Below are 23,454 nucleotides of genomic sequence, written 5' to 3'. Positions count from 1 at the left end.
AAATGTACCCCCACTTGTACCCCCAGCGTCGCTGGATGTACGTGGACAAGCTCGGACCAAAGCGCACAAAAAAGCCCGCATTTCTGCGGGCTTAGTATGAATTCTGGACTTACCTGGACGCCATAGGATCAGGCGATGGTGCCGCTTATCCGAATCGAACGGATGACCTACTGTTTACAAGACAGTTGCTCTACCAACTGAGCTAAAGCGGCAAGACGTGTTACGTGCTGCGGTCACGCGATGGTAGCGCTGCAGCCTGGGGAAAGCCCAGTCGACACCGGTGCTTCCCGATCCCCGCCGTGGCGGGGCGCGCCATTCTACCGCAGACGCGCGCAATCCAACGACTGTTGTTGGGCGGCAGCTGCACGCTGCTTCAAGCTGGCCGGGGTGGCGGCACCGGCGGTGGCGGTGTCCACCCACCAGCTGGGCGCGATTTCGGTACCGCTGGTGGCCAGTTTGGCCGGGAAGCCAGCAGCGGTCAGGCTGGCCAGGCGGCGCTCGGCGCCTTCGCGGTTGCGGTACTGCCCCAGCGCGACGGCATTGGCCTCCTCGCCCTGGGAGACAACGAAGTAATCGCTGAAACCGGCCTCGACGATGCGCTTGGCGGTGGCCTGGGCTTCCTCGCGTGAGGCCGCCGGGGCGATCAGCACCCGGTAGCTGCTGGCTGCCTTGCCGGGCACCTCGCGCAGACGCGGGCGGGCAGCATCAGCACCCAGCGCGGTCATGGCCGCCTGCGCCTGCGCCTGCGTGGCATACGGGCCAAGGCTGGCACATTGCACGACGGCTGGCGGTCTGGTCTCGGCGGGCTTGATCTCGGCCGGCTTGGCCTGATCGGTCTTGGTTTCGAGCGCTGCGGTGGCGGCTGGCGGCAGCGCAGTCGGCTTGGCCTCCGTAGCGGCAACCGCCGCAGGCGCCGCGTTGAGCGGTGCAGCATCCACTGCCGCTGCAACCGGTGTTTCAGCAGCAGCCGGGACTGCTGGACTGACCTTCCCGGGCGCCGGCGAAGGAAGCACTTCCAGGCTGGCGACGCCAGGCTCGGCAGGCGGCACGACGGCGACCGGCTCAGCGCGAGGCGCCATCCACCACAGCGCGACACCAACATTGAGGATGGCCAGCAGGACGATAAGGAGACGGGTCAGCATGCGGTGATCCTACCGGGCGCACGCGCCGTGGTGAACTGCCCAGCGCGCCAGACCATCCAGCACCAGCGCCGGTCGGTAGTCGGCCCCGGGCAGCAACGGCAGCAACGGCGATGCGCCGCCACCATGCACCACCAAAGCCGGCTCACTGCCGAGCAGTACCTGCGCCTGGCGCAGGCTGCGTTCGACCAGCGCCACCGCAGCGCCATCGCAGCCGGAAGCCAATGCATCGGCGGTGTCGTTGGCGAACTCGGCGTAGCCGCCACCGCTGGCGGGCAACTGCACGGCGCGGGCATGCAGGGCTTCACGCATCACCGTTGGCGAGGCACCGATGCGGCCGCCACGATGCAGGCCATCAGCATCGATCAGGTCGATGGTAAGCGCGGTGCCGACGCCGACCACCAGCACCGATTTCTGCGCTGGCGCCACCGCCAGCAAGCCGAGGAAACGATCCACGCCGAACTTCTCCGGGCGCGCATAGGCCACGGTTACCCCCGCGCACTGCGGCAAGGTCCTGGCCACCTGCACCTTGGTGAAGCGCGCCAGCAGGATCTGCATGACTTCGTCGGTCAAGGTCGCCGAGGCAACGCTGGCCACCCAGGCGGTATCGCCTTGCGGCAGGGCTTCCAACGCGCTGGCGGTGATCGCCTCGGCGCCATGCGCCCAGGCCTGCACGCTGCCGGCGCGATTGCCGTGCAGCGGCGCGAATTTGAAACGCGAGTTACCCAGGTCAAACAACCAATCGCTCATGCCGCCCTCACGCTGACTTCGCCGGCATGGAAACAGGTTTCCCGCCCGTCAATATTCACCCGCAATGCGCCGTCCTCGGCGAGCCCGCAGGCCACGCCATCGTGCAGCACGCCGGCTTCTTCCACCCGCACTGCGCGGCCCTGCAACACGTCCATGCCCGCATAGCGCGGCAGGAACGGGGCCAGGCCGTACTGCTCGAATTGTTCCAGCGCGGGCAGCAGGGACGCCAGCAAAGCCGCGACCACGGCATTACGCGACACCTCGGCACCGGCCAGCGTATCCAGATCGGTCCACGGTTGGGTGATGTCGGCGGCGCTGGCCTGCGGCATGCGCACGTTCAAGCCCAGCCCGATCACCGCCCGCGCCGGCCCGGCAAATTCGCCGCCGCCTTCCACCAGCAGGCCACCGAGCTTGTGCCCGTCCACGACCACGTCGTTGGGCCACTTCAAGCCGGCGTTGCGGAAGCCCAGCCCGTGCAGGGCCTCGACCACGGCCACGCCAACCGCCAGGCTCAGCCCGCCCATCCGCGACAGGCCGCCGCCAAAGCCGCGCGACAGTGACAGATAGACATGCGCAGCCAGCGGCGAGGCCCAATGGCGGCCGCGACGGCCACGACCACCGGTCTGTCGCTCGGCCAGTAGGACCGCCGTTCCGCGCTCAGGCGCGCTGCGCTGCAGCAATTCCGTGTTGGTTGAGCTCAATGACCAGGCTATTTCCAGCTCGGACAGCAATGGCTGCACCGCCGCCGACAGGCCCACCCGGATCTGTGCCGGATCCAGCAATTCAACCGGCTGGGCAAGTCGATAACCGTCGCCAGCGCGGCCCTCGATCGCCACGCCAGCAGCGCGAAGCCCTTGAATACGCTTCCAGACGGCCGCCCGGGTCAGCCCAAGCTCACGCGCCAGCGTATCGCCGGACAACGCTCCGGCCCCCAGCTTGGCCAGCAATTGGCAGTCATCCACAGCAGCTTCCTCACAACAGACCGGGAAATTATGCGGCAAGCCCCGGAGGCCGCCCAGCGCCACTCCCCTTTTCCGGAGAAAAAGCAGGCTAGAATCGGGAATTAGCCCGCCTTTGGATGTTGACGATGCGCCACCTCGCTCATTGCCTGATCCTGTTGCTGGCGCCGGTTGCAGCGCAGGCTTCGGATGCGCTCGGCGGCGCTGGCCAAAGTGCGTGCAGCTACGCGCCAGCCGAAGTGGAGCGGGTAGCCGCCCCGGCTGCTGCCGTTGGCATCGCCAACGCCCCGCCGGCAACGCCGGCCCCGGCCAAGACCGCTACTCCGCGTGCTGCCGGCGGTGGCAGCGACGATGATCTGCTGCCGCGCCTGCGTGCACCGCGCTGGCATCGCCTGCTGCCCGGGATGTTCCGCTGATCCAGTCGTTGTTGCGCTGGTGGCAGCGCACACCGCCTCCACTTGATGACACGCTCTGGCAGCAGACCTGCCAGCAATGCCTGTGGCTGTCCGGCTTGTCCGCCGAGCGCGAGCGCAAGCTGCGGGCGTTGGTGGAACTGTTCCTGCAGCGCAAGACCATCACCCCGGTTGCCGGGCTGGAGCTGGACGATGGCCAGCGCATGGTGCTGGCCGCCCTGTGTTGCCTGCCGCTGATCGAGTTCGGCCGCGAGGGCTTGCATGGCTGGTCGGAACTGGTGGTGTACCCGGATGCCTTCCGCGTGCGCCAGAGCCATACCGATGCGGCCGGGGTATTGCATGAGTGGGATGACGAACTGATCGGCGAGGCCTGGGGCAGCGGTCCACTGATCCTGTCGTGGGCCGATGTGCAGGCTGACATCGCCGATCCGCAGGCCGGCTTCTGCGTGGCGGTGCATGAGATGGCACACAAGATCGATGCACTGGATGGCGCCATCGATGGCACGCCGCCGCTGCCGCGCGACTGGCAGCGGCAATGGGCGCGGGATTTCCAGCAGGCCTATGACGCGTTCTGCGCGCAGGTGGATGCGAACGTTGAGACCGTGATTGATCCGTATGCGGCGGAAGCGCCGGAGGAATTCTTCGCCGTGGTCAGCGAGTACCACTTCTCCGCGCCGGAACTGCTGGTGCAGACGATGCCGGCGGTGGCGGCGCATCTGCGGCGGTTTTATGGGCCGGTTGAAGCTTCGCTGCGGTAGAGCAAGAGCAAGATCAACGGCGAACCCCTCCCCGGCCCTCCCCTTGGCTACGCCAAAGGGAGGGAGCGAAGCCTGCCCCCTCCCTTGCGCACGCAGTGCGTAGGGGAGGGCTGGGGAGGGGTTGGTTTTTGACTTTGACTTTGACTTTGACTTTGACTTTGACTTTGACTTTGGCTTTGGCTTTGGCTCCTCAAGCAAACAGTGCGGAGCACAGGCAGACGGCCTGCTGAAGCCATGATCCATCGCGGATTTAAATCCCCGGCGGCAAGGTCACTTCAAACCGGGCGCCGCCCAGTTCTTCGGAACGCTTGACCTGCAGCTCGCCGCGATAGGCCTTGATCAGGTCCTGCACGATCGACAGACCAATGCCGTGGCCCTGCACGCGCTCATCGCCACGCACACCGCGCTGCAGCACCTTGGCGATGTTGTCCTCGGCGATACCCGGGCCATCGTCATCCACCGCCAGCACCAGGCCGGCGCGCTTGCCGTTGCCTGCAGTGATCGGCTTTGCGGTCAGCAACACGCGGCGGTTGGCCCATTTGAAGGCGTTCTCGAGCAGGTTGCCCAGCAATTCCTGCAAGTCGCCCGGCTCGCCGTAGAAGTTGACCCCCGGCGTTACCTCGAACTCGCAGAACACACCCTTGGCGGCGTAGACCTTCTCCAGTCCACGCACGATCTCTTCGGCGGTGGCCTCGATCGGCACCGGTGCCGAGAACAGCTTGTGTCCAGACGATGCCGCACGTGCCAGCTGGTAGGACACCAGGTTGTTCATGCGCTGCAGCTGCACGCCGACTTCCTCGCGCAGGTCAGCCTCATTGCTGGTGCCGCTTTCCAACTGGGTACGCAGCACTGCCAATGGCGTCTTCAGGCTATGCGCGAGATCGGCCAGGGTGTTGCGCTGGCGCTCGAGGTTTTCGCGCTCGCTTTCGATGAAGGCGTTGATGCTTTCGGTCAGCGGCTCCAGCTCGCGCGGATGCAGCTCGCTCATGCGCTCGCGTTCACCGCGCTGCACGCGGGTCAGTTCGTTGATCACGCGCTTGAGTGGACGCAGGCTCCACTGCAGCACCAGCGTCTGCAGCAACAGCAGGATCAGGCCGGTAACGCCCAGCCAGAACCACACCGCCGCGCGGAAACTGCGCAGCTGCATGCCCAGCGCGCGCGAATCCTCAAGCACATAGATGGTGTACGGAAACTCGGATTCCGGCGCGCCGTCGCCGCCCCACACCAGACCCATGCCATAGCGATAGACCTCGCCGGGCGTGCCGTCGATCTGGGTGATGGGCAAGGGGCCTTCGAACACTTCCTCGCGCGGCTTGAGCGTGCGCTCGCTGACGTCCGGCAGCATCGGGCCTTCGGCCGACATCGAGTTCGCGACATGGCCAGGCATGACGACCTGCAGGTACAGGCCGCTGCCGGGGAAATCAAAGCGCGGATCCGGTGGCTGTTCGCGGATGTACAGCGAGCCATCACGGGTGAAATCGATGCCACCGGCATAGGCGGTGGCGTAGTTCTTCAGGCGTTCGCTGAGGTTGTCACGCGCGGTCTGGCCGAAGGCCGCATCCAGCGCGTAACCGGCCAAGGCCAGGAAGGCCACCAGGCCCACCGAGGCAGCCAGCAGCTGGCGGGCCTGCAACGAGCGGGGCCGCCAACGCTTCAATAGCCACTGACGGCCCGTCATCACGCTCTACCCCTTGGCGGGGCTCAGCCCTCGTTGCGCGGAATCGCGAAACGGTAACCGCGGCCACGCACGGTTTCGATCGGCTTCAATTCGCCATCGGGATCGAGCTTCTTGCGCAGGCGGCCGATGAACACTTCCAGCACGTTGGAGTCGCGGTCGAAGTCCTGCTGGTAGATGTGCTCGGTCAGGTCGGCCTTGGAGACCAACTCGCCGGCATGCATCATCAGGTACTCCAGCACCTTGTACTCGTAGCTGGTCAGGTCGACATTGCTGCCGGCCACGCTCACGGTCTGGGCGGCCAGATCCAGTGCAACCGGGCCACATTCCAGGGTCGGCTTGGACCAGCCAGCGGCGCGGCGCAGCAGCGCGTTGACGCGAGCCAGCAGCTCTTCGACATGGAACGGCTTGACCAGGTAGTCGTCGGCGCCCTGCTTCAGGCCCTCGACCTTGTCCTGCCAGCTGGAACGGGCGGTCAGGATCAGCACCGGGAATTTCTTGCCCTCGTCACGCAGCGCGCGGATCAGCTCCATGCCCGACATCTTGGGCAGGCCGAGATCGATGATGCCCACGTCGAACGGCACTTCGCGGCCCATATACAGGCCTTCTTCGCCATCCTGAGCGGCATCCACGGCGAAACCTTCGCGCTTGAGGCGGGCCGCAAGGGTTTCCCGCAGCGGGGCTTCGTCTTCAACCAGAAGGATACGCATGAACTCTCCCTAGTACTTTGGGCCGACCTTACGGCCAGCGTGTGTATTCAAAAACCACAACCACTATCGCTGTTCAGGAGTTATCGCCGCGTGGTGGCAGCTCCGCCCGCTGGTCGCGCGGGTGGTCTCGTGAAGGCGCAGGGTCGTCCATGTAGCGTACGCGCCCACGGTCATCCATGTATTTGACACGATTGATGTCGCGGCCGTCATACGGCACGCGTTCGGCCCCAAGAATGCGCCCACCGGTCTCGCGTTGCACGCGCCGGACGGCATCGGACAACGAACGGTCATTGCCCTGGCGGGCCACGCGTGCACCGCCATCAGCGCTGGCGACACGGGCGCTGTCGCCCCGCGACTGCTGCGGCTGCTGCGCCGACGCCACGACCACGCCCGGACCGGCCACAACCAACGTGGCAATCAGGGTGACCAGCAGACGACGACGGGAAAGCGAATGCATGGGACAGATCCTAGCGGACGGCGAGGCAACGTTCAAAATTCGTAAACCACGACCCGGGAAGATTTTTCATGGGCCTTACGAAATTGAGCCAAATTCTTGATTTTTAGGGGTGAATCCGATCTGAACCCGTCCCCCTGCCCCGCGTACTTGTTCAGCAAGCTGACCGAACAAAGAGCCCTTCCCCGCCCAACCCACCGGCTCAGGCGACCCGCTCTGCCTGCCTGCGGGTGACCTGCAACGCCTGCTCGACCAAGGCCCAGTCAGCGCCGGGTCGGTGCGCGCCTTCGCTGAGCACCTGGCGGAAGCCACGCCCACCCGGCTGCCCGTGGAACAGGCCGAGCACGTGGCGGGTGATGTGCTTCAGCGCCAGGCCGGCGGCCAGCTGCGCTTCCACATAGGGACGCAGCGCGACCAGCAGTTCCTCGCGCCCGCGCACCGGCTGGCCGGTCTGGGCACAGTCCAATGCATGCAGCACATAAGGGTCGTGGTAGGCGGCACGGCCGAGCATTACCCCGTCCAGGTGCTGCATGTGCTGCTGCGCGGCCTCGACCGTGGCGATACCGCCATTGATCACCAATGGCAGCGTCGGCCGCTCGCGCTTGAGCTGGTAAGCCCATTCGTAGCGCAGCGGCGGGATCTCACGGTTCTCCTTGGGCGACAGGCCCTTGAGCCAGGCATTGCGGGCGTGCACCACCACCATTGCAGCGCCGGCCTGTACCTGCCGGTCCACAAAAGCGGCAAAAACCTCATAGTCCTTGTCCTCGTCCACGCCCAGGCGGCATTTCACGGTGATCGGGATATCCACCGCCGCCACCATCGCCGCGACGCATTCAGCAACCAATTCAGGTTCGCGCATCAGGCAGGCACCAAAACGCCCGGCCTGGACCCGGTCCGACGGGCAGCCGCAATTGAGGTTGACCTCGTCATAGCCCCAATCGGCAGCGATACGCGCGGCCTGGGCCAACGCATCGGGATCGCTGCCACCCAGCTGCAGGGCCAGCGGCTGCTCCACCGGATTGAAGCCGATCAGCCGCTCGCGGTCGCCATGGATCACAGCATTGGCGTGCACCATCTCGGTATACAGCCGCGCACCCGGCGCCAGCAGCCGGTGAAATACCCGGCAATGCCTGTCGGTCCAGTCCATCATCGGCGCAACCGAAATGGCATTAACTTCATATTTCAATGACATACGAAAAAACCCAGATCTGAAATGGGGGGCTAAAAACTCCCAGTAAGCCCCTGATTCTCCCCCTTATTCTCGCCACGATGTACCATCGGCGCACCAAGGAAAAGGCGGTGTACCAGATGGCGGTGATCCAACGACGGGGGGAAAAATGGCGCGCCCTGGTGCGCCTGAAGGGGCATCCTACCCTCTCCACGAACTTCAACGGAAAGAAGGCTGCACAGGCTCAGGCAAAGCTTACCGAGAACGCCCTGAAGGCCGGCAAGACCGCCCCGGAAGCCAGCATGACCTTGGCCGACCTGATCGACCGATACATAAAGGAGATGGTCAGCTTCAAGCCGATGTCGACTGCTAAGCGCGGGAACCTTACACGCTGGAAGGAGACGACGGGCCACAAGGAGGTTGCCCTTCTGACGCCCGAAGACATCCTGGATCACGTCGCCAAGCGCAGCCTCGGCGAGAACGGAGCTAGGTCGGCGACGATGGTCATGGAGGTCAGGCTCCTGGGCGAAGTGCTCGTCGCTGCGAGCTCGCTCTGGAACATCAACATTCCCGATGTGGTGGCCTTCACCCATCCTACCCTGCGCCGCAAGTACGCCGTCGCCAAGCCACAGGAACGCTATCGCCGACCGACGGCGGATGAGACCAAGGCGTTGGCGGACCAATTCCACATGGACACTACTTTCAGGCGCGCGCGTAAGCAGATCGAAAACATGTACTTCCACCAGCTACGCCACAAAGACACGTCACAGCTGTTCGAACAGGACTACGGCACCCCCGAGGCGGCCATCGTCACCGGGCACCGCAACTGGAAGTCGCTAATGCGACACACCAACCTGCAGCCAGCGTCACTGCACCGGATGCCTACGCCGTGAGCCGAAGCATGAGAGGCACGTGGCTGTACTGTTTTGCAATTGCAGCCACCTTAATACTGGCTGCGACGTTGCGTATCACGTCCACGGACACGTCCCGCGCGATTGTTCTTGGGGACGAAACGACATACTGGTACGCAGGTCAAAGCATCGCAAACTATGGAGTGCTGACCCGCGAGGTGGATGGCGCCATGTTTCGCGGCGAGGTGCCGCTAGAGCCTACACTCAGACTCTCTCCTGGATATCCAGTTTTCATCGCAGCCCTTGGCTCGGTTGCGCCCGGCTCAACCGAAGCGGTATTGGCTTCCAACATAGTCCTCAGCATCGCGTCCCTCGTCTTGATGCTGCTCGTCATGCACCGGCTGAACTTGAAGCGATGGGCGATTTGTACTGTGCTAGCCCTAGCTGCAGTCTACCCAGGGTTCATCTATAACCTGGACCGCATGCTTACAGAGCAGCTCTTCGTAGCCCTGCTTCTTTCCTTTGTTTGGGTTGCGCTGATCGGCATCCAGTCCGGCAAGCTCTGGCCCTTGATGGTCGCAGGGATGTTACTGGCCCTGACCACCCATGTGCGTGCACAGGCGCTACCATTTTTGCTGGTTGCCGTCGTGTTCATACTGATTATGCAACCGCGTGAAAAGTGGTTGCGCCAGATCATCGCGCTCGTCGGCACTTTCGCAGTATTCATGGCGCCTTGGTGGGTCCGCAACTTCGCCACATTCGGGAGGTTTGTGCTACTTACCGATGCGGACCAAGGCGCGGCAATTTGGGGTGCGGTGCCGTATTTCATCGATATGGGATCGTCGCATGGCACCCTTGCCGAGGTAGTGGCACGCAACATGCCACCGAACGAAGCCGTGTACTACCGTTGGCGGGTATTTGGCTTCCTGCAGTTCATGTGGGGGGACGTGTGGGACGAACGCCAAGTGCATCCTTTGCTCTGGCTGCGCCCGTTCCTACTGTTGCAACCGCTCGTCGTGGTTCCCGCACTGTTGGCGATCCCGCTAATAGCACTCAGGGCGAGAATAGATTGGCTATTCGTTGCGAGCATCCCGCTTGTTATCACGGTTTGCAGCGCGCCGTACCATGGCCTGCCGCGATATGCTTTTCCCGCAATTCCATTCGCCCTGATAGCAATAGGCATGCTCCCGTCACTCGCAGGAAAGGGAGCAACCAAGAACCTTGGCCTGGCCATGGTTCGGTACGGGTTTCTCGCAGCGTCCATAGTTCTTGCCGCGCTCGTCGCATTCAGCGTCTACGTGTTCCCGGACCGCATGGCGCGAGAAATGTCCGAGTACCGTCTTAGCCGATACCTGGGCGTTACGCTTGATCGCCTTGATACAGCAAGAGTCGTCGATGACCGAGTTATTGACCTGTCGACGGTGCCCGTAGAGAACGTGACACGCTTGACTGCTCACCGCTATCGCAACGAAGTTGATGCCCCTCCAATCATAAAGCTGGACGCGCCTCGGTCTGGAGGGAAGGTCGTCACGGAGGTGACCCTGCAAATGAAGGGCGGATTCCTCTACGACTACACCACCATCTATTGGAAGGGTGCAAAGACCGCAGACTTCAGCGAGAACGGCTACTACAGGGTGCCGACCAATCCATGGCGGGACAGCGTAACTGTCTATATCGACGACGACGTAGACGGCCTGATGATCGTCCCCTACGTGTTCCGCTGGGCGACGTTCGAGGTACGCTCGGCGAGAATCCGGAAATACAATATTGATGACCTACACCCAGAAACCGGGGTCAAGCTAAAGTAGAAACTGCGACAGCAGTGGGTCTGGTGACGAACGAGGATTCAAGCATGACGAACATGCCCTGAAACAGGTAGAACTGGGAACGGCAGTGGGCGAGAGCTCCAGAAAGGTGGGCATTGCCGAGGCCAGCTTCTACGTGTGGTGCTGATCAGGGCAGGTCCGGCATCAGCAACAACAACGCCAGCCACAGCACCTTGCAGGCCACGTGCAGGGCCTGGTCCAGGTTGTAGCTGATGCGATGGCCACACTTGAGGTCATCTATCAGCATGTGGCTCAGGGTTTCCAGCACCGCAAGCACGATGCTGCCGGTGATCCAGCCCACCGCGCCGCCGTGGATCACGCCATGCGCGGCCAGTGCCTGATACCAGGGCACATCGGGCACCGGCGCATGCCGGTTCTTGGCCCGCGACAGAAACTCACCCTGCAAGGGGTAGTCGGCCACGGCATGGGCAAAGATCAACAACCCAAACATCTGTAGCAGCGTGTAGTAGGTCATCTAGGGTGTGCGTTGGGGCGTGGATCGGAGTCTGGCATCACTTGGGGTACCGGCGCGATCTGTGCTGCACAAACTTCCGGGGATCCATATCCGGCGACACGCAAGCCCGGCACGCCCCCTGCGTGCGCCCTGCATGCCGACTCGGCAGCACTCGCGCTGCCTGGCCACTTACCCACCTGTGCTTGTTGTCTTGGCGCCTGCCACGCGGACCGCGGTCGTCATGGCAGGTTCAGTCTAGACCGGTAGCGTAAGAACAGCGCCGCTAGAATTGGCGGCCCCTTATTCGAGCTCCGCCATGAACGCCTATGCCCTGCTGGCCTGCGCCATCGCCCTGGAAGTGCTCGCCACCTCCCTGCTCAAGGCGTCTGATGGCATGAGCCGGCTATGGCCAACGGTTGGCGCCCTGGCCGGTTACAGCGTGTGCTTCTGGTTGCTGGCGCTGGTGATGAGGACGATACCCACCGGCATCGCCTATGCGATCTGGTCCGGTGTCGGCATCGTGCTGATCTCCTTGATCGGGTGGTTCGTGTTCAAACAGAAGCTTGATGCGGCCGCCATCGTCGGCATTGGCCTGATCTGCGCCGGGGTGCTGGTGATCAACCTGTTCTCGCGCTCGTCGGCGCATTGAGCGGGCATGGCTCCGGCGGGGATCGCTGGTAAGGCCCCTGCCGAGCATGGCTCGGCACTACCGCTTCGCGCCCTCCCTTTTGCGTAGCAAAGGGGAGGGTTGGGGAGGGGTGCTTTTGACGTTGCTTGCTTCGCGGCTTATGCCACTCCCACAGGTGATCTGGCAATGCCCCTGCCGAGCATGGCTCGGCACTACCGCTTCGCACCCTCCCTTTTGCGTAGCAAAGGGGAGGGCTGGGGAGGGGTGCTTTTGACCTTGCTTGCTTCGCGGCTTACGCCACTCCCACAGGTGATCTGGTAATGCCCCTGCCGAGCATGGCTCGGCACTACCGCTTCGCTCCCTCCCTTTCGCGTAGCGAAGGGAAGGGTTGGGGAGGGGTGCTTTGGCTCTTGCCTGCTTCGCGGCTTACGCCGCTCCTACTGGGATTGCTGGTAAAGCCCCTGCCGAGCGTGGCTCGGCACTACCGCTTCGCTCCCTCCCTTTTGCGTAGCAAAGGAGAGGGTTGGGGTGGGGTGCTTTTTAGGTTGCCTGCTTCGCGGCTTATGCCACTCCCACAGGTGATCTGGTAATGCCCCTGCCGAGCATGGCTCGGCACTACGTGGCATTGATCGGCACTGGCTTAAACTGTGCTTCCCCGCGTCAGGAAGTTGTCGATGTACGGAACAGACGTTGCGCTGCTGGTTATCGATCTACAACCGGATTTCATGCCCGGCGGTGCCCTGCCCTGCCAGCACGGCGATGCCATCGTGCCCGCCATCGCTGCGCTGCTGGATGCGCGTGAATATCAGACCGTGGTTGCGACCCAGGACTGGCATCCGGCCGATCACGCCTCGTTCGCCAGCCAGCACGCGGGACACAAACCCTTCGACTCCATCCAACTGCACGGCCAGCCACAAACGCTGTGGCCGGACCACTGCGTGCAGGGCAGCGCAGGTGCCAGCCTGGATGCGCGCGTGGACTGGAAACATGCCGACCTGATCCTGCGCAAAGGCACCCAGCGCGACGTGGATTCGTATAGCGCGTTCCGCGAGAACATCGGCCCACAGGCCACGCGCGCGCCTACCGGACTGGCTGGCTGGCTGCACGAACGCGGCATCCGCGAAGTCCATGTCTGCGGACTGGCACGTGACTACTGCGTGCTGTGGAGTGCGCAGGATGCTGCCATCAGCGGCTTTGCCGTGCGCTTCCTGTGGGAGCTGACCCGTCCGGTGTCGGCAGCCAACGATGCCGCCACCCGCATCGCCTTGAACGAATGCGGGATCCACATCGACTAGGCCCGATCTGCGGATCCGGCTCGACTGATCAGCGGAACACCACCGTGCGGTGGCCATTGAGCAGGATGCGATGCTCGACATGGCGGCGCACCGCGCGCGCAAGCACCTGCGACTCGGTGTCACTGCCCAGCTGCACCAGGTCACGCGGCGTCATCGCATGATCCACCCGCGCAACGTCCTGCTCGATGATCGGGCCTTCGTCCAGGTCCGAGGTCACGTAATGCGCGGTCGCGCCGATGATCTTGACCCCGCGCGCATGCGCCTGGTGGTACGGCTGTGCGCCCTTGAAGCTGGGCAGGAAGCTGTGATGGATGTTGATCGCGCGGCCCGACAGCGCCTGGCATAGACGCGGCGACAGGATCTGCATGTAACGCGCCAGCACCACCAGATCGATGCGTTCACGCTCGACCAGGTCGATGATCTGTTGTTCCTGCTGCTCGCGGTTCTCGGTGCTCACTGGCAGGTGATGGAACGGCACATTGTAGGAACCGGCCAGCCCGGCAAAGTCGTTGTGGTTGGATGCCACCGCAGCGATATCCACCTTCAGCTGGCGGCTATGGGTGCGGAACAGCAGGTCATTGAGGCAATGGCCCTGCTTGCTGACCAGCACCAGCAGGCGCGCGCGGCGACGCGCATCATGCAGCTCCCATTGCATCGCGAACTCTTCGCCCAAGCCCTGCAGCCTGGCGCGCACCACCGGCTCATCCCCGCTGGTACTCATGTCGAAATGCACACGCAGGAAGAAGCGTCCGCTTTCGTCATCACCAAACTGCTGGGCATCGAGGATGTTGCAGCCCGACTCGAACAGCAGGCCGGACACGCGATAGACGATGCCGGTGCGGTCCGGGCAGGAAAGGGTGAGGATGAAATCAGGACGCATGGCCAACAACATTTATCAGTGGGGTCGTGGAAAGTAACCGTTCCAGTCGATTCCCAGCAAAGACAGTTGCAGCTGACACGGTTTGCCCGTCGGCCTGCTCAGTGCGGATGTACCGTCAGCGCCACCAGCCGCATCACCAAGGGCCGCACCAGCAGCACGCAGCAGAAGGCGGTCGGCATCGCCAGGCAATAGGCGGACAGCACCCGCGCCGGGAACTGGCCATCGATGCCGGCATTGGCGGCGGTGATCACCAGGCACATCAGCATGGCCATGATCGAGGCCATGAAGAACGCGAAAACAACAGGCGTGGTGCGCGCATGCAATTTCCAGCGGGCAACGGCGGTGGGACGGGGGTCGAGCATCCAGCGGGATCCAGGCAGGCAGCAATGAGGCGCTGCGGGCCGGGCACGATAGTCGGCGAACCGGGGGACGGCTAGATCGCGTCGGCTTGGGGCTTTATAAAGATTTACTTTGCAATCCTCCCGGAAAATGCCAACCGGCATGAACATTCTCCAATCCATCCGCAGTTTCATCCGCACCGCCGACGCCGGCAGCCTGGCCGCTGCCGCGCGCACCCTGGGCATCAGTGCGGCAGCGGTGGGCCAGAACATCGCCCGTCTGGAAGCCCATCTGGGCGTGCGCCTGTTCAACCGCACCACCCGCCAATTGGCCCTGACCGAACGTGGCGCGTTGTATCTGGCGCAGGTGCGGCATATCGAGCGCGACCTGCAGCGGGCCCAGGCAGCGGTGACCGATCCCGACGCGATACCCGCTGGCCGCCTGCGCATCGCCAGCAGTGCTGCGTTCGGCCGGCATGTGCTTGCGCCATTGCTGCCGGCCCTGCAACAGCGCTACCCGCGACTGGAAATGGAGCTGCTGCTGGCCGACCGCAGCGTCGATCACGCCCATGAGGACGTGGATGTCAGCATCCGCATCGAACCGCAGCTGGAAGAGGGACTGGTGGCACGGCCCATCGCGCAGGTGCCGTTCGTGTTCTGTGCCGCGCCGGCCTACCTGGCCATCGCCGGTAAGCCGCGCACACCCGATGAGCTGCGCGAGCATCGCTGCCTGTTGTTCCGCTACCCGCTGGATGGGCGCTACCTGCGTTGGGGCTTCGTCCGCGACGACCTGCGCTTCGATGCCGAAGTGCAACCGGCATTGGTCAGCGACGACATCGATGCACTGGCAGCGATGGCGGCGCGCGGCGGCGGCATCACCCGGCTGGCAGCCTTTGTCGCCGCGCCCTACCTGGCCCGCGGCGAATTGCAGGCCTTGTTCCAGGATGAAGCCAGCGGCGATACACGGGCCTCACCGGAGCCGATGCGCCTGTTCCTGTGCGTCAGCGACCGCCGCGACCTGACCCCGAAAGTGCGCTCGCTGCTGCAGCACATCCTCGATGCCCTGCCGCCGGCCTGGCGCATCGACATCGATCACGCCTGAGCGCCAGCGGCCGTATGCCGCTGGCGCCTTGCGAGCGTCAGCCCTGCCTGGCGGGCTTGAACAGGCCGCGCGCCTCATGCGGCTCGCAACGCAGGTACTGCGGCGACACCGTCAACTGTGCGCCCAAGGCCGCGGCCGCATGCCACGGCCAACGCGGGTCGTAGAGGATGCCGCGGGCGATGCCGATCGCATCGGCCTTGCCATCGACGAGGATTTCCTCGGCATGCGCCGGCTCGGTGATCAGGCCCACCGCGATCACCGGCGTGCCGATTTCGGCCTTGATCGCAGCGGCCTGCGGCACCTGGTAGCCGGGCTCGACCGGAATCTGCTGGCGCGGGTCCAGCCCGCCACTAGAAACATGCAGGAAATCATTGCCACGTGCTTCCAACGCCTTGGCCAGCACGATGCTCTGGGCAACATCCCAGCCGCCGTCCACCCAATCGGTGGCCGAGATCCGCACACCCAAGGCCACATTGGCCGGCACCACCGCGCGCACCGCATCGAATACCCGCAGCAGCAGGCGCATGCGGTTCTCCAGCGAGCCGCCATACGCGTCGTCACGCTGGTTGCTCAGCGGCGACAGGAACTGGTGCAGCAGATAGCCATGCGCGGCGTGCAGCTCGATCAGCTCCAGACCCAGCCGCACCGCGCGCCTGGCGGCAGCGACAAAGTCTTCGACCACGGCTTCGATGCCGGCCTCATCCAACGCTTCCGGGATCGGGTCTCCGGCCTTGAACGGCAACGCCGACGGCGCCAACACCTGCCAGCCGTGCTCCTGACCCGGGGCGATCGCGCCACCACCATCCCACGGGCGTGCAGTGGACGCCTTGCGCCCGGCATGCGCCAGCTGCACACCGATCGGCATGTTCGACCAGCGTCGCGTCGATGCCAGCACCTTGCCCAGCGCTGCCTCGGTAGCGTCGTCCCATAAGCCAAGATCGGCCCAGCTGATGCGCGCACGCGGCTCAACTGCCGTGGCTTCGATGATCAACAGGCCGGCGCCGGACTGCGCCAGCTGACCCAGGTGGATCGTGTGCCAATCGGTGGCCTGCCCGTCCTGCGCCGAGTACTGGCACATGGGCGCGATGACGATACGGTTGGAAAGGGAAAGCGGGCCTAGCGACAACGGTGAGAAAAGCTGGCTCACGTGGGGGACGTCCATCAACAGTGGGGGCGCCCATTGCACGCCGCAGCGCCCGTTGATTCAACCGGCGGGATGGATCACTGCGTCTTGATGCCGTCCAACAGGAACGCGAGTGCCTGCGCGCAGGGCATTTCCACCTTCAACGACAGCAGGTGATCGGCGCGCGTGCGGCCAAGATTGACGGCAGCTATCGGCAAGCCGGCCTTGGCAGCGGCATCGACGAAGCGGAAACCCGAGTACACCATCAGCGACGAACCCAGCACCAGCACCGCGTCGGAGCGCTGCAGGTGCTCGTGCACCGCCGCGACCCGCTCACGCGGCACGTTCTCGCCGAAGAACACCACGTCCGGCTTCAATATGCCCCCACATGCTTCGCAGGCAGGCACATCGAACGAAGAAAAATCAGCCTCGATATCGGCGTCACCATCGGGCGCGATGCCGGCTTCCAGCACGTCCCAGCCCGGGTTGGCATCCAGCAGGCGTTGCTGCAGCAACGCACGCGAGCTGCGTGCTTCACAGCCCATGCAGCGCACCTGGTCAAGCCGACCGTGCAGATCGATCACGGTCTGGCTGCCGGCCGCCTGGTGCAGGCAGTCCACGTTCTGGGTCAGCAGCAGCTCGATGCGACCATCGGCTTCCAATGCCGCCAGCGCACGGTGCGTGCCATTGGGCAACGCCTGGCCGAAGCGTGGCCAGCCCAGCAGGCTTCGCGCCCAGTAACGCTTGCGGGTTGCTTCCTCGCCCATGAACGCCTGGTAGCTCACCGGCGGCGTGCGCTTCCATTGACCATCGCGGTCGCGATAGTCGGGGATGCCGGAGTCGGTGCTGCAACCGGCACCGGTGACCACGAACAGGCGCCGATGGCCGGCAATGAACTGCGGCAGTTCGGTGATCACTGCTGGCGCCAAGCGCCCCGTCTGTGCCGATGAAGTGGTCATCGCCGTGCGGCTCAGGCCTGCGTCGGCAGCGTCGGCACGGTGGTCGGATGACCTTCGCCATCGAGTGCGATCATCACGAAGGTGCCCTTGGTGCACAGCGCACGCTCACCGTTGTGCAGGTCTTCGGCGATCAGTTCGACTTCCACATGCATCGAGCTGCGGCCAACCTTGACCACCCGGCCGATGGTTTCCACCATCTGCCCGATGCGGATCGGCAGCTTGAAATCGACCTGGTCCGAGCGTGCGGTGACCACGGTGCAACGCGAATAACGGGCAGCGGCGAGAAAGGCCGCCTTGTCCATCCACGCCAGCGCCTGGCCGCCGAACAGCGTGCCCATATGGTTGGTGTGGTTGGGGAACACGATTTCCGCCATGCGGACTTCGACCGGCGGATTGGTTTCGACGATGGGGGTCATGGAGGCATCACCTGTAAGTTGGCGCAGATGATACGCCCGCGAAGCTGTGCAGCTTGTGTACGCAGCTGCAGGAGCTTTTGCAGGAGCGGCGTGAGCCGCGAAGCTGATAAAGCCTCAGAAGCCTGCAAAGCACCCCTCCCCAACCCTCCCCTTCACCTGCGGTGAAAGGGAGGGAGACAAGCACAGCTGCGGCGCTCTGCCCCCTCCCTTCGGCGCAGCCGAGGGGAGGGCTGGGGAGGGGTGCCGTTGCTGTTGCTGTTGCCGGTGGTTTCCCAAAAAAACTGCAATCGGGCGCTACGTGTAGAGCCCAAAGCACCCCTCCCCGCCCCTCCCCTGCGCTTCGCGCAAGGGAGGGAGACAAGCGCGCTTCGCGCAAGGGGGAGGGTCGATCAGAACGCCATATCAAACGCGACTTCGCCCTGCACGCCGACCTGGTAGGCAGAGGCGCGGCGCTCGAAGAAGTTGGTCAGTTCCTGCACATCCTGCAGTTCCATGAACGGCAGTGGGTTGCGCACGTTGTACTTCTTGGCCATGCCCAGCTTCAGGAAATGGTTGTCGGCGCAGTGCTGCAGGTACTCGCGCATGTCGCGGGTGGAGATGCCGGCCACGCCGCCGGACAGCACGTCCTCGGCGAACTGCACTTCACAGTCGATGGCCTCTTCCAGCATCTGGTAGACCTCCTGCTCCATCTTGGCGTCGAACAGGTCCGGTTCTTCGGCGCGGATCTTGCGCACGCACTCGAACGCGAACTCCATGTGGCAGCTCTCGTCGCGGAACACCCAGTTGGTGCCCGAGGCCAGGCCCGGCAGCAGGCCGCGCGAACGGAAGTAGTACACGTAGGCAAACGCGGCGAAGAAGAACAGGCCTTCGATGCAGGCAGCGAAGCAGATCTGGTTGAGCAGGAACTGGCGGCGATCGTCGCGGGTTTCCAGGCGCTTGGTTTCCTGCAGCGCATCGATCCACTTGAAGCAGAACGCCGCTTTCTTCTTGATCGAGTCGATGTTCTCCACCGCGGCGAAGGCCTTGAAGCGCTCTTCCGGATCCGGCAGGTAGTTGTCCAGCAGGGTCAGGTAGAACTGCACGTGCAGCGCTTCTTCGTACAGCTGGCGCGACAGGTACATGCGCGCTTCCGGCGCGTTGAGGTGCTGGTACAGGTTCAGCACCAGGTTGTTCGACACGATCGAGTCACCGGTGGCGAAGAACGCGACCAGGCGATGGATCAGGTGCTGGTCGGCCGGCGACATCTTCTGGTGCAGGTCGGTGATGTCGATCTGGAAATTGATCTCCTCCACCGTCCAGGTGTTCTTGATCGCGTTGCGGTACATCTCGTAGAAGTCCGGGTAACGCATCGGACGCAGGGTCAGCTCGAAGCCGGGATCGAGCAGCATTTGGCGGGGGGAATCGGACATTTTGGGTCTCCATTCCCTTCTCCCTGCGGGAGAAGGTGGCGCGTAGCGCCGGATGAGGGTTGGTTCCTTGGGGGGGGCGCTACGTGCTTTTAAGAGCGCCCTCACCCCAACCCCTCTCCCGCAGGCGGGAGAGGGGCTTAAGCAGTTACTGGCAGGCTTCGCAGGCTTCCGGGTTTTCCAGCGAGCAGGCCACGGCTTCCACCGGGGTGTAGCTGCTGACCGTGGTCTTGGCGATCTTTGTAGCCGGGCGCGAGCGCAGGTAATACGTGGTCTTGATGCCCTGCTTCCAGGCGTACATGTACATGGACGACATCGCGCCGATGTTCGGGCTTTCCATGAACAGGTTGAGCGAGGCCGACTGGTCGATATAGGCACCGCGCGCGGCGGCCATGTCGATCAGCGAACGCATCGGCAGTTCCCATGCGGTGCGGTAGATGTGGCGCAGGGTTTCCGGGATCTGCTGCAGGCTCTGGATGGAACCGTCGGCCAGCTTGATCGCATCGCGCACCTCCGGCGTCCACAGGCCCAGCTGCTTCAGCTCGGCCACCAGGTGGCGGTTGATCTGCAGGAAGTCGCCGGAGAGAGTTTCGCGCTTGAACAGGTTGGATACCTGCGGCTCGACGCACTCGTAGCAACCGGCGATGGAAGCGATGGTTGCGGTCGGCGCGATCGCGATGATCAGCGAGTTGCGCAGGCCGTGCTGCTTGATGCGCTCGCGCAGTGCGTCCCAACGCTCGACGTCGTCCGGCACCACGTTCCAGGCATCGAACTGCAGCTCGCCGTGGGCAGCGCGTGTGTCATTGAACGAAGGGTGCTTGCCGCGCTCCTGGGCCAGTTCGCAGGACACTTCCAGCGCGTGGAAATAGATGGCTTCGGCGATCTTGGTCGACAGCGTGCGTGCTTCGGCGGAGTCGAATGCCAGGCGCTTGCGGAAGAACACGTCCTGCAGGCCCATGCAGCCCAGGCCGACCGGGCGCCAGCGCAGGTTGCCACGGCGTGCGGTTTCGATCGGGTAGAAGTTCAGGTCGATGACGCGGTCAAGCTGGCGCACGGCCAGGCGCACGGTCTCGGCCAGCTTCTCGAAATCGAAATCGCCATGTGCATCGAGGTGGTTGCCGAGGTTGATCGAGCCCAGGTTGCAGACTGCGGTCTCGTCGTTGGAGGTGATCTCCAGGATCTCGGTGCACAGGTTGGACAGGTGGATCACGTTGCCGGCGCGCAGGGTCTGGTTGCTGGCCAGGTTGCACTTGTCCTTGAAGGTCATCCAGCCATTGCCGGTCTCGGCCAGGGTGCGCATCATCCGCGAATACAGCTTGCGTGCCGACACGGTCTTGCGTGCCTTGCCCTGGGTTTCGGCCTGCACATAGGCCTGCTCGAAGGCCGGGCCGAACAGGTCGGTCAGCTCCGGCACCACGCGCGGATCGAACAGCGACCATTCCTGGTCGGCCTCGACGCGCTGCATGAACAGGTCCGGCACCCAGTTGGCCAGGTTGAGGTTGTGGGTGCGGCGCGCGTCATCACCGGCGTTGTCACGCAGTTCGAGGAAGTCCTCGATGTCGGCGTGCCAGGTTTCCAGGTAGACGCAGGCCGCGCCCTTGCGCTTGCCGCCCTGGTTGACCGCAGCCACCGAGGAATCCAGCGTCTTCAGCCACGGCACGATGCCGTTGGAGTGGCCGTTGGTGGACTTGATCAGCGAGCCACGCGAACGCACGCGGGTATAGCTGACGCCGATGCCGCCGCTGAACTTGGACAGCTGGGCGATGTCGGCATAACGGTCGTAGATGGATTCCAGCGAATCCTGCGGCGAGTCCAGCAGGAAGCACGAGGACAGCTGCTCGTGGCTGGTGCCGGCATTGAACAGGGTCGGGCTGGACGGCAGGTAGTCCAGGCTGCCCAGGCGCTGGTACAGCGCCAGTGCTTCGGGCACGTCCTCGCTCAGCGCGCTGGCGATGCGCAGGAAGAACTGCTGCGGGGTTTCGATGACCTTGCGCGAATGCGGATGCCGCAGCAGGTAGCGGTCATACATGGTGCGCAGGCCGAAGTAATCGAAGTTCAGGTCATAGGACGGATCGATCGCGTCGTTGAGCTTGCGTGCATTGACCTGCACGAAGTTGAGCAGGCGGTCGTTGATCAGGCCGACTTCGTGGCCACGGCCAACCGACTGCGAGAACGCATGGATTTCCTGGCCGGAGACTTCCTTGCCGATGAAGTTGGCCAGCAGGCGTGCGGCCAGGCGGCCGTATTCGGGCTCTTCGCCGATCAGCAGGGCGGCGGTACGGATCGACAGCTCGTCCAGTTCCTGGGTGCTGGCGCCGTTGTACAGGCCGGAGATGGTGCGTGTGGCCACCCGCATCGGGTCCACCGCGTGCAGGCCTTCGCAGCAACGCTGGATGGCGCGGACGATCTTGTTGAGGTCTACCGGCTCGGTGCTGCCATTGCGCTTGGTCACGCTCATGGCGGTGGCGGTCGGCGGCGGGGTCAGTTCAAAACCGGCTTCAGCCGGAGCGACGTCAGTATGAGTGGCAGTCACGACGATGGTGTCCTTGCAAACGTTATGCACGCAGCTCCTGCCCGCGCAGGAAGCAGAGCCGGTACGGAGCAGCGAGCATGGAAGGACGGCGTCGCAGCAGCCGCGACAGCGCACGACCCAGGGTCGGCAGCAGCCACGGCACCACGTCACCAGCCGTCTTCCCCTCGAAGACACCGCAGCCGGCACCACGCGGTGTGCATCGCGTGGCTGTCGGCAGGTCTTCGGACTCATGGGCAGGAAGGCGGGGGCCTTCTCCTACTCCGCCGCTTCCCAAGGCCTGTGCCTCAGTGCTGTTGGCGGGGTCGTTCCCAATTACCGCTGCGGGGCAGTGCCGGACTAGCCTTGAAGGCATCACCGGCTTCCCTATTAATCCGACGGAAAATTCCGCCAGAACCGACGGAGCACAAGATAGTGGGGGTGTATTACAGGGTCAACACCAAATCTAGTATTTCTTTGCCAAGCCTTGTGGCACAAGGCCTGGACTGTCTGGCGCCCGGACCGGACAGCGGAACCTGCTCGAACGGCGTGCGCAGTCAAGCCTTTTGCAGAGTTTTTTTGTAGGAAAACCACCTGACTTGATAACGTAAATTTCTGATGAAATTTCTGGACGTGACTTCCGGCCGGCGCAGCTCTTGCCGCGAGCGGCCAAGCTGGTCGTGCCCTCCCACCACGAGCTTCTGCCATGCGCCTGCCCATCGCCACTTCGCTGGCCCTGCTGCTGCCACTGGCCGCCCAGGCAGGCACGGTCAAGGCGCCGGAGCTGTCCGCCGACCAGTGCGGCGTGTCCACCGACTACAACGTGCTGGTCGACGGCGGCGGTATCTGGTTGCGTCGCGATACGCTGCCGATGCGCGAGATCGTGTTCCACGACGGCCAGCTGAGCATCGACAACCGCATGCAGACGGTCTCATCGGAAGATGCACAACGGCTGCGCGCCCTGGAGGATGGCGTGCGCCGGCTGATGCCGGCGGTGACTGGCATCGCCAAGGAATCGGTGGGCATCAGCTTCGACACCCTGGATGCGGTCTACGAAGCACTGACCGGCGACGCCAACTCACGCAAGGTGCGCAGGCTGCGCAAGGAAGCCGAACGCTTCGTCGACACCACCATTGGCCGTGGCCGCTGGGAGCAGGACCTGTTCGACGATGGCTTTGAGGCGCGGGTGGAAGCGGCGGCAGAGAGCCTGAGTGGCTCGATCGCCCGTAGCGTGCTGTGGGCGGTATTCACCGGCGGCGAGGACAAGCTGGACAAGCGCACCGAAAAACTCGACGCCGAACTGGAACAGCGCCTGCAAGACCGTACTGTTGCCCTGGAACAGCACGCGCGGTCGTTGTGCACGCAGGTACAGGCGCTGGATAGGCTGCAGTCGGCACTTGAGTTCCGCCTCGATGGCCAACCTCTGCAGATGATGCGCGTGAGCGGCGATGGCGCGACGATGGCGGCGCGCGAGCAAGGCCAGGACGACAGCATTCCGTTGCCGACGAGGTAAAAGCGCGCCATCGGTAGTGGGGGGGGGGGGGGCGGCGGCGCGCCGGAGGGGCGGGGGCTGGCGGGCGCCGCGCGCCGCCCCGAGCGGCGGCGGGGTTAGCGGGGGGGGGAGCGGGCGCCCGCCGGAGG

General features: G+C 64.1%; 23 protein-coding genes, 1 tRNA gene and 1 riboswitch. Of the genes, 8 read left to right on the top strand and 16 right to left on the bottom strand.

Features of this window, described 5'->3' with window-relative positions; translation table 11 throughout:
• Positions 1-136 precede the first annotated feature (136 nt).
• The 4 genes from ACVOLI_RS12560 to birA form a co-directional block, all read right to left on the bottom strand.
• Positions 137-212, bottom strand: a tRNA-Thr gene (locus ACVOLI_RS12560).
• Positions 213-317: 105 nt separating this feature from the next.
• Positions 318-1,142 carry an SPOR domain-containing protein gene (locus ACVOLI_RS12555; protein WP_481614672.1) on the bottom strand — a complete coding sequence of 275 codons (825 nt, stop codon included), beginning with the start codon at positions 1,140-1,142 and terminating at the stop codon, positions 318-320.
• A gap of 9 nt (positions 1,143-1,151) precedes the next feature.
• The gene (locus ACVOLI_RS12550; RefSeq protein ID WP_481614671.1) at positions 1,152-1,889 is read right to left on the bottom strand and encodes a type III pantothenate kinase; all 738 of its coding nucleotides are present in this window, start codon (positions 1,887-1,889) and stop codon (positions 1,152-1,154) included.
• The gene (gene birA / locus ACVOLI_RS12545; protein WP_481614670.1) at positions 1,886-2,851 is read right to left on the bottom strand and encodes a bifunctional biotin--[acetyl-CoA-carboxylase] ligase/biotin operon repressor BirA; all 966 of its coding nucleotides are present in this window, start codon (positions 2,849-2,851) and stop codon (positions 1,886-1,888) included. Before birA ends, ACVOLI_RS12550 begins: the two co-directional genes overlap by 4 nt.
• Before the next feature lie 125 nt (positions 2,852-2,976).
• On the opposite strand from birA, the gene ACVOLI_RS12540 reads away from it, so the two are divergent.
• Both ACVOLI_RS12540 and ACVOLI_RS12535 read left to right on the top strand, forming a co-directional pair.
• Positions 2,977-3,264, top strand: a complete 288-nt coding sequence (locus ACVOLI_RS12540; RefSeq protein WP_481614669.1) for a hypothetical protein — start codon at positions 2,977-2,979, stop codon at positions 3,262-3,264.
• Between the two features lie 8 nt (positions 3,265-3,272).
• Entirely contained in the window at positions 3,273-4,019 is a 747-nt protein-coding gene (locus ACVOLI_RS12535; protein WP_481614668.1) for a M90 family metallopeptidase, read from the top strand.
• 250 nt (positions 4,020-4,269) lie between these two features.
• Here ACVOLI_RS12535 and ACVOLI_RS12530 read toward each other — a convergent pair whose 3' ends face one another.
• The 4 genes from ACVOLI_RS12530 to dusA all read right to left on the bottom strand — a co-directional run bounded on the left by ACVOLI_RS12530 (position 4,270) and on the right by dusA (position 8,050).
• Positions 4,270-5,697, bottom strand: coding sequence for an ATP-binding protein (locus ACVOLI_RS12530; RefSeq protein ID WP_282267579.1), 1,428 nt, complete (start codon positions 5,695-5,697; stop codon positions 4,270-4,272).
• Positions 5,698-5,720: 23 nt separating this feature from the next.
• Entirely contained in the window at positions 5,721-6,404 is a 684-nt protein-coding gene (locus ACVOLI_RS12525; RefSeq protein ID WP_057627010.1) for a response regulator transcription factor, read from the bottom strand.
• 73 nt (positions 6,405-6,477) lie between these two features.
• A complete protein-coding gene (locus ACVOLI_RS12520) occupies positions 6,478-6,861 on the bottom strand; it encodes a PepSY domain-containing protein (protein ID WP_343229762.1) in 384 nt (127 codons plus the stop codon).
• 199 nt (positions 6,862-7,060) lie between these two features.
• Positions 7,061-8,050 carry a tRNA dihydrouridine(20/20a) synthase DusA gene (gene dusA, locus ACVOLI_RS12515; protein ID WP_481614667.1) on the bottom strand — a complete coding sequence of 330 codons (990 nt, stop codon included), beginning with the start codon at positions 8,048-8,050 and terminating at the stop codon, positions 7,061-7,063.
• A gap of 116 nt (positions 8,051-8,166) precedes the next feature.
• On the opposite strand from dusA, the gene ACVOLI_RS12510 reads away from it, so the two are divergent.
• Together ACVOLI_RS12510 and ACVOLI_RS12505 are read left to right on the top strand one after the other, a co-directional pair.
• On the top strand, positions 8,167-8,919 hold the full coding sequence (locus ACVOLI_RS12510; protein ID WP_481614666.1) for a hypothetical protein: 753 nt from the start codon (positions 8,167-8,169) through the stop codon (positions 8,917-8,919).
• Positions 8,920-9,080: 161 nt separating this feature from the next.
• Entirely contained in the window at positions 9,081-10,685 is a 1,605-nt protein-coding gene (locus ACVOLI_RS12505) for an ArnT family glycosyltransferase (RefSeq protein ID WP_481614665.1), read from the top strand.
• A 145-nt stretch (positions 10,686-10,830) separates the two neighbouring features.
• Here ACVOLI_RS12505 and ACVOLI_RS12500 read toward each other — a convergent pair whose 3' ends face one another.
• Positions 10,831-11,178, bottom strand: a complete 348-nt coding sequence (locus ACVOLI_RS12500; protein ID WP_481546890.1) for a DUF3307 domain-containing protein — start codon at positions 11,176-11,178, stop codon at positions 10,831-10,833.
• Positions 11,179-11,473: 295 nt separating this feature from the next.
• Here ACVOLI_RS12500 and ACVOLI_RS12495 point away from each other — a divergent pair, with 295 nt between their 5' ends.
• Positions 11,474-11,806: an SMR family transporter gene (locus tag ACVOLI_RS12495; RefSeq protein WP_481614664.1), complete on the top strand. Its 333-nt coding sequence runs from the start codon at positions 11,474-11,476 to the stop codon at positions 11,804-11,806.
• 653 nt (positions 11,807-12,459) lie between these two features.
• Complete coding sequence (gene pncA / locus ACVOLI_RS12490; protein WP_481614663.1) at positions 12,460-13,080, top strand: bifunctional nicotinamidase/pyrazinamidase; 621 nt, start codon at positions 12,460-12,462, stop codon at positions 13,078-13,080.
• Between the two features lie 28 nt (positions 13,081-13,108).
• On the opposite strand, the gene purU is transcribed toward pncA, so the two are convergent.
• Positions 13,109-13,960 carry a formyltetrahydrofolate deformylase gene (purU, locus tag ACVOLI_RS12485; RefSeq protein ID WP_481507815.1) on the bottom strand — a complete coding sequence of 284 codons (852 nt, stop codon included), beginning with the start codon at positions 13,958-13,960 and terminating at the stop codon, positions 13,109-13,111.
• Positions 13,961-14,058: 98 nt separating this feature from the next.
• Positions 14,059-14,322, bottom strand: a complete 264-nt coding sequence (locus ACVOLI_RS12480) for a DUF2798 domain-containing protein (protein WP_296247555.1) — start codon at positions 14,320-14,322, stop codon at positions 14,059-14,061.
• A gap of 139 nt (positions 14,323-14,461) precedes the next feature.
• On the opposite strand from ACVOLI_RS12480, the gene ACVOLI_RS12475 reads away from it, so the two are divergent.
• Positions 14,462-15,400: a LysR family transcriptional regulator gene (locus ACVOLI_RS12475; protein WP_481614662.1), complete on the top strand. Its 939-nt coding sequence runs from the start codon at positions 14,462-14,464 to the stop codon at positions 15,398-15,400.
• Positions 15,401-15,437: 37 nt separating this feature from the next.
• Here ACVOLI_RS12475 and ACVOLI_RS12470 read toward each other — a convergent pair whose 3' ends face one another.
• The 5 genes from ACVOLI_RS12470 to ACVOLI_RS12450 all read right to left on the bottom strand — a co-directional run bounded on the left by ACVOLI_RS12470 (position 15,438) and on the right by ACVOLI_RS12450 (position 21,762).
• Complete coding sequence (locus ACVOLI_RS12470; RefSeq protein ID WP_481614661.1) at positions 15,438-16,547, bottom strand: NADH:flavin oxidoreductase/NADH oxidase; 1,110 nt, start codon at positions 16,545-16,547, stop codon at positions 15,438-15,440.
• 74 nt (positions 16,548-16,621) lie between these two features.
• A complete protein-coding gene (locus ACVOLI_RS12465) occupies positions 16,622-17,482 on the bottom strand; it encodes an NAD-dependent protein deacetylase (protein ID WP_481614660.1) in 861 nt (286 codons plus the stop codon).
• Between the two features lie 11 nt (positions 17,483-17,493).
• The gene (locus ACVOLI_RS12460) at positions 17,494-17,898 is read right to left on the bottom strand and encodes an acyl-CoA thioesterase (RefSeq protein WP_282267570.1); all 405 of its coding nucleotides are present in this window, start codon (positions 17,896-17,898) and stop codon (positions 17,494-17,496) included.
• A gap of 389 nt (positions 17,899-18,287) precedes the next feature.
• Positions 18,288-19,307 carry a ribonucleotide-diphosphate reductase subunit beta gene (locus ACVOLI_RS12455; protein ID WP_303748362.1) on the bottom strand — a complete coding sequence of 340 codons (1,020 nt, stop codon included), beginning with the start codon at positions 19,305-19,307 and terminating at the stop codon, positions 18,288-18,290.
• Between the two features lie 145 nt (positions 19,308-19,452).
• Positions 19,453-21,762 carry a ribonucleoside-diphosphate reductase subunit alpha gene (locus ACVOLI_RS12450; RefSeq protein ID WP_481614675.1) on the bottom strand — a complete coding sequence of 770 codons (2,310 nt, stop codon included), beginning with the start codon at positions 21,760-21,762 and terminating at the stop codon, positions 19,453-19,455.
• Between the two features lie 271 nt (positions 21,763-22,033).
• Positions 22,034-22,250: riboswitch (cobalamin riboswitch) on the bottom strand.
• A gap of 269 nt (positions 22,251-22,519) precedes the next feature.
• Between ACVOLI_RS12450 and ACVOLI_RS12445 the strand changes: the two genes are divergently transcribed.
• Positions 22,520-23,326: a DUF2884 family protein gene (locus ACVOLI_RS12445; protein WP_481614659.1), complete on the top strand. Its 807-nt coding sequence runs from the start codon at positions 22,520-22,522 to the stop codon at positions 23,324-23,326.
• Positions 23,327-23,454: the final 128 nt, after the last annotated feature.

The organism is Stenotrophomonas sp. STEN029 (genome assembly GCF_056760015.1).
The sequence above is the reverse complement of the archived record's forward strand: the minus strand, read 5'-3'. Positions and strand labels throughout refer to the sequence as shown.

What these genes read in the sequence shown, in the direction of transcription:
- ACVOLI_RS12520 (WP_343229762.1), bottom strand. Translation starts at nt 6,861, where the DNA reads ATGCATTCGCTTTCCCGTCGTCGTCTGCTGGTCACCCTGATTGCCACG.
- ACVOLI_RS12530 (WP_282267579.1), bottom strand. Translation starts at nt 5,697, where the DNA reads ATGACGGGCCGTCAGTGGCTATTGAAGCGTTGGCGGCCCCGCTCGTTG.
- ACVOLI_RS12540 (WP_481614669.1), top strand. Translation starts at nt 2,977, where the DNA reads ATGCGCCACCTCGCTCATTGCCTGATCCTGTTGCTGGCGCCGGTTGCA.
- ACVOLI_RS12555 (WP_481614672.1), bottom strand. Translation starts at nt 1,142, where the DNA reads ATGCTGACCCGTCTCCTTATCGTCCTGCTGGCCATCCTCAATGTTGGT.
- ACVOLI_RS12525 (WP_057627010.1), bottom strand. Translation starts at nt 6,404, where the DNA reads ATGCGTATCCTTCTGGTTGAAGACGAAGCCCCGCTGCGGGAAACCCTT.
- ACVOLI_RS12480 (WP_296247555.1), bottom strand. Translation starts at nt 14,322, where the DNA reads ATGCTCGACCCCCGTCCCACCGCCGTTGCCCGCTGGAAATTGCATGCG.
- ACVOLI_RS12495 (WP_481614664.1), top strand. Translation starts at nt 11,474, where the DNA reads ATGAACGCCTATGCCCTGCTGGCCTGCGCCATCGCCCTGGAAGTGCTC.
- pncA (WP_481614663.1), top strand. Translation starts at nt 12,460, where the DNA reads ATGTACGGAACAGACGTTGCGCTGCTGGTTATCGATCTACAACCGGAT.
- ACVOLI_RS12455 (WP_303748362.1), bottom strand. Translation starts at nt 19,307, where the DNA reads ATGTCCGATTCCCCCCGCCAAATGCTGCTCGATCCCGGCTTCGAGCTG.
- ACVOLI_RS12510 (WP_481614666.1), top strand. Translation starts at nt 8,167, where the DNA reads ATGGCGGTGATCCAACGACGGGGGGAAAAATGGCGCGCCCTGGTGCGC.
- ACVOLI_RS12475 (WP_481614662.1), top strand. Translation starts at nt 14,462, where the DNA reads ATGAACATTCTCCAATCCATCCGCAGTTTCATCCGCACCGCCGACGCC.
- ACVOLI_RS12500 (WP_481546890.1), bottom strand. Translation starts at nt 11,178, where the DNA reads ATGACCTACTACACGCTGCTACAGATGTTTGGGTTGTTGATCTTTGCC.
- ACVOLI_RS12465 (WP_481614660.1), bottom strand. Translation starts at nt 17,482, where the DNA reads ATGACCACTTCATCGGCACAGACGGGGCGCTTGGCGCCAGCAGTGATC.
- ACVOLI_RS12460 (WP_282267570.1), bottom strand. Translation starts at nt 17,898, where the DNA reads ATGACCCCCATCGTCGAAACCAATCCGCCGGTCGAAGTCCGCATGGCG.
- dusA (WP_481614667.1), bottom strand. Translation starts at nt 8,050, where the DNA reads ATGTCATTGAAATATGAAGTTAATGCCATTTCGGTTGCGCCGATGATG.
- ACVOLI_RS12550 (WP_481614671.1), bottom strand. Translation starts at nt 1,889, where the DNA reads ATGAGCGATTGGTTGTTTGACCTGGGTAACTCGCGTTTCAAATTCGCG.
- ACVOLI_RS12445 (WP_481614659.1), top strand. Translation starts at nt 22,520, where the DNA reads ATGCGCCTGCCCATCGCCACTTCGCTGGCCCTGCTGCTGCCACTGGCC.
- ACVOLI_RS12450 (WP_481614675.1), bottom strand. Translation starts at nt 21,762, where the DNA reads ATGAGCGTGACCAAGCGCAATGGCAGCACCGAGCCGGTAGACCTCAAC.
- purU (WP_481507815.1), bottom strand. Translation starts at nt 13,960, where the DNA reads ATGCGTCCTGATTTCATCCTCACCCTTTCCTGCCCGGACCGCACCGGC.